Annotated in this window: 11 protein-coding genes; 4 read left to right on the top strand and 7 right to left on the bottom strand. The window is 60.7% G+C overall.

The window, feature by feature from the left end; all coding sequences use genetic code 11:
• Nucleotides 1-278: 278 nt before the first annotated feature.
• From GHN86_RS16590 to GHN86_RS16575, 4 genes are all read left to right on the top strand, one after another.
• Complete coding sequence (locus tag GHN86_RS16590; protein ID WP_194286257.1) at nt 279-749, top strand: hypothetical protein; 471 nt, start codon at nt 279-281, stop codon at nt 747-749.
• 331 nt (nt 750-1,080) lie between these two features.
• Complete coding sequence (locus GHN86_RS16585) at nt 1,081-3,519, top strand: efflux RND transporter permease subunit (protein ID WP_153386953.1); 2,439 nt, start codon at nt 1,081-1,083, stop codon at nt 3,517-3,519.
• A gap of 95 nt (nt 3,520-3,614) precedes the next feature.
• Nucleotides 3,615-4,997 carry a DUF1329 domain-containing protein gene (locus GHN86_RS16580; RefSeq protein ID WP_153381051.1) on the top strand — a complete coding sequence of 461 codons (1,383 nt, stop codon included), beginning with the start codon at nt 3,615-3,617 and terminating at the stop codon, nt 4,995-4,997.
• 99 nt (nt 4,998-5,096) lie between these two features.
• Nucleotides 5,097-6,734, top strand: coding sequence for a DUF1302 domain-containing protein (locus GHN86_RS16575; protein WP_153381049.1), 1,638 nt, complete (start codon nt 5,097-5,099; stop codon nt 6,732-6,734).
• A gap of 152 nt (nt 6,735-6,886) precedes the next feature.
• On the opposite strand, the gene GHN86_RS16570 is transcribed toward GHN86_RS16575, so the two are convergent.
• The 7 genes from GHN86_RS16570 to mhpB form a co-directional block, all read right to left on the bottom strand.
• Nucleotides 6,887-8,590, bottom strand: a complete 1,704-nt coding sequence (locus GHN86_RS16570; protein ID WP_153381047.1) for an amidase — start codon at nt 8,588-8,590, stop codon at nt 6,887-6,889.
• 4 nt (nt 8,591-8,594) lie between these two features.
• A complete protein-coding gene (mhpT, locus tag GHN86_RS16565) occupies nt 8,595-9,887 on the bottom strand; it encodes a 3-(3-hydroxy-phenyl)propionate transporter MhpT (protein WP_153381045.1) in 1,293 nt (430 codons plus the stop codon).
• Between the two features lie 182 nt (nt 9,888-10,069).
• Nucleotides 10,070-11,080 carry a 4-hydroxy-2-oxovalerate aldolase gene (gene dmpG / locus GHN86_RS16560; protein ID WP_153386951.1) on the bottom strand — a complete coding sequence of 337 codons (1,011 nt, stop codon included), beginning with the start codon at nt 11,078-11,080 and terminating at the stop codon, nt 10,070-10,072.
• Between the two features lie 10 nt (nt 11,081-11,090).
• Entirely contained in the window at nt 11,091-12,029 is a 939-nt protein-coding gene (locus tag GHN86_RS16555) for an acetaldehyde dehydrogenase (acetylating) (RefSeq protein ID WP_153381041.1), read from the bottom strand.
• A 51-nt stretch (nt 12,030-12,080) separates the two neighbouring features.
• Nucleotides 12,081-12,869, bottom strand: a complete 789-nt coding sequence (gene mhpD, locus GHN86_RS16550) for a 2-keto-4-pentenoate hydratase (RefSeq protein ID WP_153381040.1) — start codon at nt 12,867-12,869, stop codon at nt 12,081-12,083.
• 14 nt (nt 12,870-12,883) lie between these two features.
• Nucleotides 12,884-13,747, bottom strand: coding sequence for an alpha/beta fold hydrolase (locus GHN86_RS16545; RefSeq protein WP_153381038.1), 864 nt, complete (start codon nt 13,745-13,747; stop codon nt 12,884-12,886).
• A gap of 17 nt (nt 13,748-13,764) precedes the next feature.
• The gene (mhpB, locus tag GHN86_RS16540; RefSeq protein ID WP_153381035.1) at nt 13,765-14,718 is read right to left on the bottom strand and encodes a 3-carboxyethylcatechol 2,3-dioxygenase; all 954 of its coding nucleotides are present in this window, start codon (nt 14,716-14,718) and stop codon (nt 13,765-13,767) included.
• Nucleotide 14,719 lies beyond the last annotated feature (1 nt).

The raw sequence follows: 14,719 nt of genomic DNA, 5'->3' as shown, positions 1-14,719 counted from the left end.
TTTATACCCATCTGCGTGCATGGCCGGTAGAATGCCGGCCCGACTGATTTTTTTTATCCGTTTTCTACGTGCAGGTTCAGGCTGATTTCCTTCAGTGACTGGCGTCTGTTCGCCGGGGTAATCAGAGTGCGGATCCTTTAGTCTTGATGTTTCTTGTCTCCCGACTCCAGCAGTCAGGAGACATTGTGGTACTCGAATTTTTTCATTACGTGGCTGATGCCTTTTTTTGCTGCCTTGATTTTTCAGGTGGTTTCACTTCAGGTTTCGAGGGTTTTTCGTTGGCAGTCAGCAATTTGGAGATGCATGCGTTATTCGTTTTGGGTGACTTGCGGGCTCGGTTGGTAAAGCTGTTCCACTCCCGTTTTGTCTATGTCACCGAGCAAACGGCGGAAGGTATTTACATCGCCGAGATCGACACTGAAACAGCGTTGGTGGTCGATGACAAACCCGGTCTCAAGCTTAAAGTCGGTGATCATTTCAGCGCCGCCGTTTTGCCCAGTCGTGAAGGCGGCAAATTCGACATCAAGTTTCGTGAAATCAAAATGACGGTTTATGGCATTGGCGACTATGCCTATGTCATTTCGCCCGAGGGTGAAGGCGTTGTGTTCAAGGAAGGTCAAACGGTCATGCTGGTATTTGCGGCAAACCAGCAGTTGGAAGGCGGCTTGACCAAAACCCTGAAGGCGATCACCAAGAAGGCAGCTACCTGGCCCAAAGGTGTGCTCAAGTTCAAACCCAGCAAAGAATGACCCTGTCGCGCGTAGTCGCTGACGAGGAACGACGGCTGCGATTGGCGGCGCAGCCGTCGTAAAACCATCCAGCCAAAGTCTCAGCCCTGCCGCGATGGTCGGGTGTGGGTTCAGATACACCACGTTGTCCCGTTTTGCGAGCGTTTCGCGCTCGATCGCAGCCTTCGTTCCTTGTCAGCGACTACGAGTCCGCGTTTCCCCCTTCAAACAGCCTAAGCCTTATGGACGATGTTCCAGGCACAACTGCGCCTGATGATCCCTGACAATAAAAATCTGCGAGGGATCGTGTGCATGGGCGCCATCGTCTTTTCATTTGCTGTGCGAGGCTGCGATGAGCATTGCGCCTGAACTCACCCTGACGCAGCGTTTGGTCAACCAGTGTGCCGAGCGGCTGCTCGCCCACCGCAAGCCCCTGCTCGGACTGTTTCTGCTGATCACCCTGGCGCTGGGCTACAGCGCCACTCAGGTACGGCTCGACCCCGGCTTCAACAAACAGATCCCGGTGCGCCATGCGTACATGCTCAACTTTCTGGATTTCAGCCGGATCTTTACCGGCGCCAATCGCCTGCTGGTCAGTGTGCACTGGAAGGGCGAGGGCGATATCTACAACCCCGAGTTCCTGCAAACCCTGCAACAGGTCACGGACGACGTGTTCTATATCTCGGGCGTCAGCCGCCCCAGTGTGACCTCGCTGTTTACCCCCAACGTGCGCTATATCGAAATCACTGAAGAGGGCTATGTCGGCGATCTGGTGGTGCCGCCGCAATATGCCGCGACGCCCGAAGACCTGCAGCAAGTGCGCAGCAACGCGGCCCGTTCCGGGCAAATCGGCCGCCTGCTGGCCAATGACCTGAAGTCGGCGATGGTGCGGGCCGACCTGCAAGACGTTGATCCCAAAACCGGGCAGCCGGTGGACTATGTGCAAATTGCCCAGCGCCTTGAAGACATTCGAAGCAAATACAGCAGCGCTGACATCGACATTAACATTGTCGGCTTTGCCAAGCTGGTGGGGGATGTCGTCGAAGGACTGAACACTGTGATGGGCTTTTTCGCCATCGACTTTGTGATCACCGGCGTGTTGCTGTGGCTGTACTCACGCTCGTTACGCTTGACGGTGGTGGCCTTGTTTGTCGCCTTGTTGCCGGTCATCTGGCTGCTTGGCCTGCTGCCTCTGCTGGGTTTGGGGATCGACCCTATGTCGATTCTGGTGCCGTTTCTGATTTTCTCGATTGGCGTGTCCCATGCCGTGCAAATGACCAATGCCTGGAAGCAGCAAGTGCTCGCAGGCAGTGACTCGGTGACGGCCGCCAAGGCGGCCTTCAGCACGATATTCATCCCCGGCGCATTGGCGCTGCTGATGAACGCGCTGGGGTTCGGGGTGATCATGCTGATCGACATTCCTATCGTCCATGAGCTGGGCATCACTGCCTGCATCGGCGTCATGCTGATGATCATCACCAATAAAATCATGCTGCCGCTGATCATCGCCCACGTGCACCTTGAGCCTCGCCTGATGACGGCCCGCGTACGTCTCAACGAGCAGCGTCACCCGCTGTGGTGGCGTTTATCGGCACTGGCCACGCCCGGTCCGGCCTTGTGGGTGTTTGCTGTCAGCCTGATATTGCTGGCAGCGGGGGCCTACAAAGCTCGGGATCTGGCCACCGGCGACATCGGTGCCGGTGCCCCCGAGTTGCGCGCAGACTCGCGCTACAACCAGGACAACCAGGCGATTATCAGCAGCTACTCCATTGGGCTGGACGTGTTGTCAGTGTTCCTGACCGTCAGCGATCGCAGCGAAGCCTGCCTTGACCCGGCCGTGATGCGTGCGGTGGAAACCTTCGATTTCAAGATGCGCGAGGTGCCCGGCGTGCAGTCGGTGCAAAGCGTGGCGGGCATGAGTAAAGAGGTGATTGCCGGCAACAACGAAGGCAACCCGCGCTGGGCTGCCATACCCGGCTCATCTCAGGGCTTGCAGCAGGGCGCCTACGCCTATTCGCCGGATTCCGGGCTGGTGACCGACGGCTGTCAGCAGATGCAGATTCTGGTGTTTTTGACTGACCATGAAGGCGCCACCGTAGCCCACGTGCTCAGCGAAGCCAAACGCATCATTAACGGCATCCACGTACCGGGTGTGAGTTTCAAACTGGCAGGCGGCAATATCGGGGTGATGGCGGCGTCCAATGAAGCCGTCAAACAAGCCGAAGTGGTGATGCTGGCCGCCTTGTTTATCTCGGTGGCGCTGTTCTGCCTGCTGACCTTCCGCTCAGTGCGCGCAGTGCTGTGCATTCTGGTGCCACTGGCGATAGTCGCGGTGCTGTGCAACGCCTTGATGGCGCTGCTGGGCATTGGCCTCAAAGTCGCCACCTTGCCGGTGATGGCCTTGGGTGTCGGCGTGGGGGTGGACTACGGCATCTACCTCTACGAGCGCATCGAGCATGAAATGGCCGAGGGCCAGAACCTGCGCGAAGCCTTCTACCGGGCCATGTGCCAACGCGGCACGGCGGCGGTGTTCACGGCTTTGACGATGTCGTTGGGGGTGTGCACCTGGGTGTTTGCCCCGCTCAAATTTCAGGCCGACATGGGCTTACTGCTGGCTTTCATGTTCATGGTCAACGTGCTGGGCGCGATCTTCCTGCTACCGGCGCTGGCTGCGTGGTTCAACCTGGGCAAGCCGTTGGTGGTAGACAAATCACCCGTAGCAGCTGCCGCAGGCGGCGTTCGGGCGCGCAGCGGCCGTGAAGCGCTTAACGCATCCATATCGACAGATTGAGTGGTTCGCATCAGGACCGCTTCGCGCCCGAACGCAGCCTTCGGCAGCTGCTACGGGGTTTTGCTTTACCGACAAAAATAACAAGGAGACCCCCCATGCGACGACTCTCTCAGATGGGCGGCTGGCTCTCAGTCGCTCTGGCCTTACACAGTTACAGCGCCCTGACGCTCGCTCAGGCACCCGCCGATCAGATTGCCCGTTTGGGCAAAGACCTGACCTGCGTCGGCGCGCAAAAAGAAGGCAATGCCGAGGGCACCATCCCGGCCTACAGCGGCCAGTGGCTGGGCGCGCCGCCCGGCATCACGTTTGAAGGCACGGGCAAGCACCCGATTGACCCGTACCCCAACGAAAAACCGCTGTTTGTGATCACCGCGCAAAACCTCGATCAATACGGCGCGCATTTGTCCGAAGGGCAGAAAGCCCTGTTCAAGCTCTACCCGGCAACGTTCCGCATGCCGATTTACCCCTCGCACCGCGACTTCCGTTTCGCCGACAGCGTGTGCAAAGCCGCACTGGAAAACGCCACGATGGCCAAGTTGGTGGACGATGGCGAAGGGGTCGTGGCACGCACCGGCGGCGTGGCGTTTCCCATCCCGCAAAGCGGCATCGAACTGCTGAAAAATGCCTCGTTGTTCACCGTGCGGGCCTGGACCGAGGAATACACCTCCGACAACGCCTATGTACTAAAGGGCGGCAATATCAACTGGGGCCGCGTGCACTCGCGCAACCTGGCGCCGGGCCTGGCGCCGGGCAAGATCGGTGACACCACCGGCAACTCGTCCTTTTACCTGAACGAAACCCTGCTGCCGCAACGCGACAAAGGCGAAATTAACACCGGCACCGAGTACTGGAACGACAAGACCGAGCCTCGCCAAAGCTGGCGCTACGACCCCGGCACCCGTCGCGTTCGTCAATCACCGGGCTATGGCTTCGACATGGCATTCCCCGGCTCCGGCGGTTCGATCACGGTCGATGAAGTGCGCATCTTCAACGGTTCGGCGCAGCGCTACAACTGGAACATCGTCGGCAAAAAAGAGTTGTACATCCCGTACAACACGGCGCGTCTGCATGCCAATAACCTCAAATACGCGAGCATGTTGACCCCCGGTCATATCAACCCCGACAACATGCGCTACGAGCTGCATCGGGTCTGGGTACTTGAAGGCGTGCTCAAGCCCGGCAACCGCCACCTGTATGGCAAGCGCACGATGTACATCGACGAAGACACCTGGTTCCCGATCATGGGTGACAACTACGACAACCGTGGCGAGCTGTGGCGCACCTCGATGGTCAACTACTTCTACGCCCCCGAAACCCAGACCTGGCAAGCCGGCGTTGGCCTTTATCACGACTTGAACGCCGGCAGTTACCTGGCCTTCAACCTGATCAACGAACAGCGCGACGGCTACATCCTCAACAAAGGCGGGATTGGGCCGGGTGACTTCGGCCCTGAAGCCGCTCGCCGCGCAGGCAAATAACCCCCACTGCGCACGTCATGACTGCCACAGGCCCGGCCTGTGAGCAGTCGGCTGCGCAGCGTTGCACATGAGCACAAAAACAATAAAAAGGAGCATCGCATGTTGACGCCGTACACACGCATCAAGCCTGTCAGCCGTGTGCTGGGGGCCGGTTTTCTGAGCGGGTTGAGCACCTTTGCAGTGGCTTTGCCGACGTTGGAATTCGGTGATAACACCACCCTGGACTCCACCTTGACGGTCAATTACACCGCCTCGATGCGAACCGTCAAACCCGACAGCGAATACCTCAACAACCTTAATTACGACGACGCCACGCGCAACTTCAAGCGTGGCTCGCTGATCAACAACCGGGTCAGTGTGTTTGGCGAATTGATGCTCAAGCATGAAAACCTCGGTGCGGTACTGCGCGGCAGCCATTTCTACGATGAGGTCTACCATCAGCGCAACGCCAACGACTCGCCCGATACGGTTAACAAAACCGGGCGTTATGACGAATTCATCAGTGATACCCGCAAGCTCAGCGGCAGCAAGGCGCGCCTGCTGGATGCCTACGTGTATGGCGACTTCACGGTCAATGACGACCAGTATCTGTCGCTCAAGGCCGGGCGGCATCTGGTGGCCTGGGGCGAAAGCTTGTTCTGGCCCAACATCTCTCAGGGGCAGGCGCCGGTCGATTCGACCAAATTCAACGTGCCGGGCACCGAAGCCAAAGACGCCTACCTGCCAGTCGGACAAGTGTCCGGCTCCTGGTCGATCAACGAAGACCTGGCCTTGCTCGGTTTCTACCAATACAAATGGGAAGAAACCCTGCTCAATCCGGTGGGTGACTACTTTGGCAGTGACACCTTTGGCCCCGGCGCCGAGTTCTATCGGTTGGCGCCGGGGATTATTGAAAGCTTGCCCGACCCGCAGTTTCGCGCCGTGGGCTATGGCGGTTCAGTCAAACCCGGCGACAGTGGCGAGTGGGGGCTTGGCACGCGTTATCGGTTGACCCAGAACACCGAAATCGGCCTGTTCCATTACCGCTATCACGACCGCGTACCGGCCCTGTTTTTCGACTTTACCGGGCAGACCCACTATTCATCGCTGGGCAAAGTCGGCGGTAACGGCAATGGCCCCAGCTACCAGTTGGGTTACTTCGACAACATCAAACTGACTGGCGTGAGTTTTACCACCAAGGTGGGCGATTCGGTGCAGTTTGCCGGTGACCTGAGCTATCGCGACGGCGCAGCGGTGTACCTGAGCAATGGCGCACCGGCCCGCGGGCAAGTGTGGCAAGGCAACCTGAATGCCGTGTACATGATTGGGCCGACCTTTATGGCTCAGCAAACCACCTTGATGACCGAAGTGGTGCATCAGCGAATTCAAGGCGTCGATGACCTGACCATTACCGGCGGCGGGGAGGGGACGGACGGCACGTTCAATAAGTTTGTGTATGACGGCCAGACACGCGGGTCGAGCCTGTTGGGAATCGGTGCGTACTTTGATCACCCCAGCGTATTCAATGGCTGGGACCTGACTACCAAGGCGACCTGGACGCAAAACATCGACGGCAGTGCCTACTCGGGTCTGGGCCGCGCCGAGAAACGCCTGACCGTGGGCGGCGACTTCAAATACCTGGGCAACTTCCAGTTGGGGTTGACCTATGTGGCGTACTTGAGTTCGGCCAACATCGCGCAAGGGCGAACGCTGTCCGACCGCGACTACGTGTCGTTTAACGGCAAATACACGTTCTGACCCTGAATGGCGTAGCAGCTGCCGGAGGCTGCGTTCGGCGACGCAGTCGTCGTAAATCCAGCTAACGCGTTTTGCCTGTCGCACCGCGTTTTCTGGATTTACGATCGCTGCGCAATCGGACGCAGCCTTCGGCAGCTGCTACGGACGTGGCATCAAGCCAACGGCGGGGTGCGTGGCGGAATCAGGCGCTTGCTGCCGGTCGCTTCAAAGGCTGAAGCCAGACGCAGCAGCGTTGAGTCATCGTACGCACGGCCGGCAAACGTCAGCCCCACCGGCATGCCAATGTCGGCCATCACGCCCATCGGCACGGTGACGGTCGGCACGCCCAGATGACGAATCGCCAGGTTGCCGTTGGCCACCCACACACCGTTGCTCCAGGCAATGTCGGCCGACACCGGGTTCACGTCGGCATCCGCCGGGGCCACATCGGCCACCGTTGGGAACACCACCGCGTCCAGCTCCAGCCGGTCCATCCAGTCTTCCAGGTCGACACGACGGGTCTGTTCCAGCCCGCGCAAACCGTCCGGCAAGGAGCTGATCTGGTCCCACGGGGTGATGCCGCGTTGGGCCATGCGCACGTACTCGTCCATGCCCGCACCCAGATCATCTTCGCGATTGGGCAAGGTGCCGGGGTCGTGGGGGAAGATCTGCGCACCGTCGACGTCCGCCAGACGGTTCAGTTTTGGATCGTCATTGGCGCGCAAAAAGTCATCGAACGCCCAGGCTGACAGCTCCCATAATTCGTCGCGCAAGAACTCCTTGGACACCAAACCACGGTTAAACACGGTCGGTGCGCCAGGGCGGTCGCCCTCGCAATTGGACACCAGCGGGAAATCCACCTCGATCACCACGCCGCCCTGCGCTTCGATGGCTGCCCGCGCGGCTTGCCACAGATCAATCACCGAAGCGCGGGTGATGATGCGTTGCCCGGTTGGGCCACCGATGCCCGGCGCCTCGGACGTACCGGCCTCAGGGTCGGCATTGATGTACATGCGCGGCACACCGAAACGCTTGCCCGCCAGTGCATCAGCCTTGACCGCAAGGCTTGCATAAGAAGAAGGGCGCACACCGGCGACACTGGGAATCGGCACCCAGGGTTGCAGGCGCCACAGGTCGCCACGGCTGTCCGGGTCGGCGGCGACCACCACCTCCAGCACTTCCAGCAGGTCGGCCATGGTGCGGGCAAAAGGCACCACCACGTCCATGGTCGGGGTCAACGGCCAGTTACCGCGCACGGAAATGACCCCGCGTGAAGGCGTGTAGGCGCACAAACCATTGTTGGAGGCTGGACCCCGGCCGCTCGACCAGGTTTCTTCGGCCAGACCAAAAGCCGAAAAACTGGCCGCCGTCGCGGTGCCAGCACCGTTGGACGAGCCTGAGGCAAACGGTGCCGTCAGGTAGTCCGGGTTGTACGGGCTTTCAGCGCGCCCATACACACCGCGCTGCATACCACCGTTTGCCATCGGCGGCATATTGGTCTTGCCCAGGCAGATGGCCCCGGCACCGCGCAAGCGCTCGATGGTGAACGCATCACGGTAGGCAATCAGGTCCTTGAAGGCCGGGCTGCCCGAAGCCGCGGTCAGGCCCTTGACCAGATAACTGTCCTTGGCGGTATAGGGAATACCGTCCAGCGGGCCGAGGCTTTGGCCGTTGGCCCGGCGCTCGTCAGACGCCTGCGCTTCAGCCAGCACCTCAGGGTTGCGCACCACGACTGCGTTCAGCGCGGTGGGCGTGTTGAGGGCGTCATAGGCGTCGATGCGCGCGAGATAAGCCTGCACCAGTTCCACAGCTGTGGTCTGGCCGGACTCAAGCGCCGCGCGCAGGTGGGCAATGGAAACCTCGGTGACTTCAATCATGCGCTTACCGCTGGTGGCTGATGGGGGTGGCAGAGCTTAGCGAAACTTCGGCCTGCTGAGCCAGCCCATTGGCCCCTTTCTGCTGTTTTAAATGGTCAGCGGCGGTGCTGTTACGCCGCACCGACAGGTAAAACATCGCCACGGCGGCGATGACGATGCCCGGTGCAGACGCCAGCATGACGCCAGCGGTGCCGGTGCCCAGTGCAAGCATTTTACCGGCCACCAAGGGGCCGCTCATGGCGCCAAGCCTGCCGATGGCCACCGCGCTGCCCACACCTGTGGCGCGCACGGACGGGCGATAGAAGTGCGGCGCCAGCGCATACAGCACGCACTGGCCTCCGGTGGCAAAAAAACCGGCGACAAAGCCTGCCAGCAGCATGCTTTGCAAGTCTTTGGCCATTCCCAGCGCGGTGAGTGACAGCAGAATGCCCAGGTAGATCAACGCCGACAGTGCCCAAGCGGGCAGGCGATCCATCGCCCAGCCCAGAAACAGCGTGCCGACGGCGGCGCCCAGTTGCAGGGCGAGCATCACCCAACTGGCCTGACGCCCGCTAAAGCCCTGACCGATGACCAGGCTCGGCAGCCAGTTGATCAGGATGTACACCACCATCAGGGTGAAAAAATAGCTGACCCAGATCAGTAGCGTGGGCAGCGCGGCGCCTTCGCGGAACAAACCCTGAACCACGCCGGGCGGGCAAGCCCCTTGAGCATTTTGAAGTGCCAGCGACTCGGGCAAGTACAGTGCCAGCAACGGTACGATTAACAGCGGCACGATACCGCCCACGTAAAACACGCTCTGCCAGCTGCCGCCCAGGTCGGCGATGCCGATGATCGCGGCCAACCCGGCGCCCAGCGGCACGCCGCAGTACATCAGGCTGACCGCCATACCGCGCAAGCGCGGTCCGGCGACTTCACTGGTCAGCGCAATCAGGTTGGGCAGGGCGGCGCCCAGGCCTACCCCGGTCAGGCACCGGGCGATCAACAGGCTATTGAAATCCCAGGCCAGCGCCGTGGCCAGTGAGAACACCCCGAACAGGGCCACGGACGCCATGAGCACGCGTTTGCGGCCGATGCGATCAGCCAGCCAGCCACCCGCGAACGCGCCGGGCAGCAGGCCAAAGATCCCGGCGCTGAACACCCAGCTCATCTGTACTTTATCCAGTTCAAAAGCGGCGGCCATGCCTTGGGCCGCGATCCCGGCGGCTTGTAGATCGAGGCCTTCCATCATGGCCACGAGAAAACACAAAGCGATAGTGCGCACCACCGGCAAGGCGGTGCTGACGTTGAGCGATGTCATGGGCTGTACCCGTTTTATTGTTGTAGTACGCCCGTAGCAGCTGCCGAAGGCTGCGTCCGATTGCGAAGCGATCGTAAATCCTGAAAACGCGGTGCTTCAGGCAAAACGCGTTAGCTGGATTCACGACGACTGCGTCGCCGGACGCCGCCTTCGGCAGCTGCTACGGGGTGGGGGTGTTTGATTCAGCGTTTAAGCAAATCCAGCGCGACATCGACGATCATGTCTTCCTGACCGCCGACCATGCGCCGTTTGCCCAGCTCGACCAGAATGTCGAGGGTCTTCAAACCGTATTTCTGCGCGGCGATTTCGGCGTGGCGCAAGAAGCTCGAATACACACCCGCATAGCCCAGCGCCAAGGTTTCGCGGTCGACCCGCACCGGTCGGTCCTGCAACGGCCGCACGATGTCATCCGCCGCATCCATCAAGGTGTACAGGTCAGTGCCGTGGTTCCAGCCCAGACGCTCGGCTGCGGCGATAAACACTTCCAGCGGCGCATTGCCTGCGCCTGCGCCCATGCCCGCGAGGCTGGCGTCAATCCGGTCACAGCCTTCCTCCACCGCCGTGATCGAGTTGGCCACGCCCAGCGACAGGTTGTGGTGCGCGTGCATGCCGGTTTCAGTGTCCGGTTTGAGCACCGCTTTGAACGCCCTGAAGCGATCACGAACATCCTGCATGTTCATCGCCCCGCCCGAGTCGGCCATGTACACGCAGGTGGCGCCGTAGCTTTCCATCAGCTTGGCCTGCGCGGCCAATTGCTCGGCCGGAATCATGTGGCTCATCATCAGAAAACCGACGGTGTCCATGCCCAGCTCGCGGGCGTATTCGATGTGTTGTTTCGACACGTCGGCTTCGGTGCAGTGGGTGGCGATACGCACCACTCGTGCCCCGGCGTTATACGCAGCCTTGAGGTCGTGCACCGTGCCGATGCCGGGCAGCAGCAAGGTGGTGATTTTGGCGTGGGTGATGACGTCCGCCGCCGCTTCGATCCATTCCAGATCAGTGTGCGAGGCAAAACCGTAGTTGAAGCTGGAACCTTGCAGGCCGTCGCCGTGAGCCACTTCGATGGCGTCGACGCGGGCCTTGTCCAGCGCGCGGGCGATGTCCTGCACGTTCTGCAACGAGTACTGATGGCGCACCGCGTGGCTGCCGTCGCGCAGGGTCACGTCGCTGATGTAGATTTTTTTACCGTTCATGATCATCTCCTCAAGCGTTAAGCATCGACAACGCCATGCGCTCGGCGGTGGCCAAGGCAGCGGAGGTCATGATGTCGAGATTGCCAGCGTACGCGGGCAGGTAATGGGCAGCCCCTTCGACTTCGAGAAACACCGAGGTCTTGAGGCCGGAAAACCGGCCCAGACCGGGAATGTTCAAGGGCGCGTTTTCAGGGATGACGTCGAACTGAACCTTTTGTTTGAGTCGGTAGCCCGGCACATACGCCTGCACGGCGGCTGCCATTTCGACAATGGAGGCTTCAACCAAACCCTGATCCGCAGCCTCGGACAGCACAAACACCGTGTCGCGCATCATCAGCGGCGGCTCGGCCGGGTTCATCACGATGATCGCCTTGCCCTTGGTCGCGCCGCCGATCACTTCGATGGCCTTGGAGGTGGTTTCGGTGAATTCGTCAATATTGGCGCGGGTGCCGGGGCCAGCGGATTTGCTGGCAATCGAAGCGACGATTTCGGCGTAGTGAACCTTGGCCACACGGGACACGGCCGCCACCATCGGGATGGTTGCTTGCCCGCCACAGGTGACCATGTTGACGTTGAGCTGGTTGAGGTTCTGTTCCAGATTGACCACCGGCACGCAGTACGGGCCAATGGCCGCAGGCGTCAGGTCGATCAGGCGGATACCCGGTTTGACCCCGCGCAAAAAGGCGTCGTTCTTGACGTGGGCACCGGCTGAGGTGGCATCGAAGACAAAGTCGATGTCTTTGAACACGTCCATCCGGGTAAGGCCTTCGACGCCTTCATGAGTGATGGCCACGCCCATGCGCTCGGCGCGGGCCAGACCGTCGGATGCCGGGTCGATGCCGACCATCACGGCCATTTCCAGGTGTTTGCCGTGGCGCAGAATCTTGATCATCAAATCGGTGCCGATATTGCCAGAACCGATGATGGCGACTTTTAGTTTCTTATTCATGGTTGTTGCCTCAAGTGCACGCAGGATGCCGGTTGCCCGGCGGTGCCTGTCTTACGAGAAATCCACGCCAACCTGGCCAATGCCTTCGATGTGCGCTTCAAAACGGTCCCCGGCGGCCACGGCCACCATCGGCCCGAGGGCGCCGGTCAAAATGATGTCGCCGGCTTTGAGCGCAGTACCCAGCCGCGCCATGGTGCGGGCCAACCACACCGCAGCATTGAGCGGATGGCCCAGGCATTGCGCGCCGCTGCCGGTGGACACTTCTTCGCCGTTGCGGGTCATGCGCATGGCGGCGGCGCGCAAGTCCAGTCCGTCAATGCGCTGGGCCGGACCGCCCAGCACATAGCAGCCGCTGGACGCGTTATCGGCCACGGTGTCGACGAAACGGATATTCCATTGCTGCACCCGGCTGCCGACGATTTCCAGTGCAGGCACCACCCAACCCGTGGCGCTCATGACTTCGTCAAAAGTGGTGTCGGGGTGCGGCAGATCGTGTTGCAGGATCAAGGCGATTTCTGCCTCGATTTTGGGCTGCAGCACGCGTTCCAGCGGCACGGTCTGGTTGTCGCCGTAACACATGTCGGCAAACAGGGTGCCGAAGTCCGGCTGGTCGACGCCCAGTTGCGCTTGCACCTTGGGATTGGTCAGGCCGATTTTGCGGCCGACCACACGGCGACCATTGGCCACGCCGTGGGCGACGTTGAGCTGTTGAATGGCGTACGCAGCGTCGGCGTTGTCTTCACCGATCTGCTCGCGCAGCGGCTCGATGGCTTCACCGCTGGTTTCAGCGTGACGCAGGTCGGCGGCCAGTTGCGCCAAGGTTTGCGAAGTCAAAGTCATAAGGGTCTCAGTGATCAATGGGTGAGGAAGTCCAGCACCATGCGGTTGAACGCATCGGCGTGTTCCCACTGCGCCCAGTGCCCGCAGCGGTTGAAAACGTGCAACTGAGCTTTGGGCAGGCCAGCCAGCAGACGCAGGCCGGTGTCCATCGGCACGAAGCGGTCTTCACGGCCCCACACCACCAAGGTCTCGGCGCTGATTTCGTGCAGGCGATGGCTAAAGTCGGGGAATTGCTTGGGGTTGAGGGTGCTGCTTTTAACGAAGTTTTCCAGGTGATCGCGGCGCGACAGGATGTTGTCCAGGCGGGTTTGAAACAGCTCTTCGGTCAAGCTGCTGGCGTCGAACACGAAGACGCTCATCATTTTTTTCAGGTTGTCGATGGTCGGGTCGCGGTACAGCGCACCGATCAATTTGATGCCTTCAGTGGGTTGCGGCACAAACGCACTGGGGCTGCCGGTGCCGCCGCCCATCAGGATCAGCTTGCCGATGCGCTCTGGGTTTTCCAGGGCGAAGGCCACGGTGCTGTGGGCGCCCATCGAGTTGCCAATGATATGCACCCGGTCCAGATCCAGCACGTTCAGCAACCCCTTGAGCGCGGTGGCATTGAGGTTGGAGCGCGAGCCCTGACTGACCACCGGGTCGCTTTTGCTCCAGCCGGGGCAGTCGAGCAGGATCACCCGGTAACCGGCGTTGACCAACGGCTCGATATTGCGGTTGAAGTTGGCCCAGCCGCTGGCGCCGGGGCCAGAACCGTGGAGCATGACCACGGTTTCTTTACCTTGGCCGACATCGTTGTAGTGCAGTTGCAGATCCAGATCGCCCTCTTTGATACGGGCAAACCGGCTGGTGGACGCTTCTGTGAATGCAGTGGCAGTCATGGCAGTATTCCTTGAATTCAAAGGGAGGTGTGCAGCGGCTTGGCACCTAACGCGCCGAAGCCTGCGATCCACTCGGGAATCGGGCGGTAATAACGGCCTTCGCTCTGGTAAGGGCCGAAGGCTGACAGGGCGGCGAAGGCGGCCACCCAGGTCTTCACTTCGTGGGTCGACTTACCGGCCAGCGCTGACAGTTCGTCATTGCCCAAACCGTCGAAGTCGCTCAACCGGCCCTGTTCCAGAGTGTCGAGAAAGTGCTGATCCCAGACCGGGTTCAGCGGGTGCAAGCTGTTCTGGTCTTCAACAAAGTGGCGTGCTGCCTGAATCACCCGTTGCTGGCGCGCCTGACGTTCATCGGCGGGCAACTGGCGACCGCTGCCCATCAAGCGGTCGGCCATACGCGCATCGACCTTGGCCAACTCCGGCACGGGGGGCTGATGGGACAGGCCGCCGGAGGCCAGAAACAGCACGCGCAGGTTCAGCGATTTGGCCCATTGGCCAATGGCTTCACCGAGCAATCGCGCGCGTTTGAAACCCGGCAGCGGCACTGCCACCGAGTTGATAAACACCGGAATCACCGGGCACCGGCTCAACCCGCCCAGCAGCAACTCCAGCGGTTGCGCAAAGGCGTGATCGACCTGCATGCGGTAGGACACGGCGGTATCAATACCCGCGTCCATGACCGCCTGTGCGCAGCCTTCGGCCAGCGCTTTAGGCACGTCCAGCGGCCCGGCGGCGGTGTCGAAATCACCGATGGCCTCGGCGGCCATGCCCATGCAAAACGGCGGCATCACGTCGTAAAAAAAACCGTTGTAGTGATCCGGGCCGAACAGCACGATCAGTTGCGGATCAAAGCGGGCGATACGCTCGCGGGCCTCATCGATCATGGCGTCTACTTCAGCCAGTACCTCAGGGGCCGGGTCCACGAAGCCCACCAGCGGGGTGTGCGACATGCAGTGCAAATATGCGCTCATC

The organism is Pseudomonas helleri, from assembly GCF_009600315.1.
GTDB classification, from domain to species: domain Bacteria; phylum Pseudomonadota; class Gammaproteobacteria; order Pseudomonadales; family Pseudomonadaceae; genus Aquipseudomonas; species Aquipseudomonas helleri_A.
The sequence above is the reverse complement of the archived record's forward strand: the minus strand, read 5'-3'. Positions and strand labels throughout refer to the sequence as shown.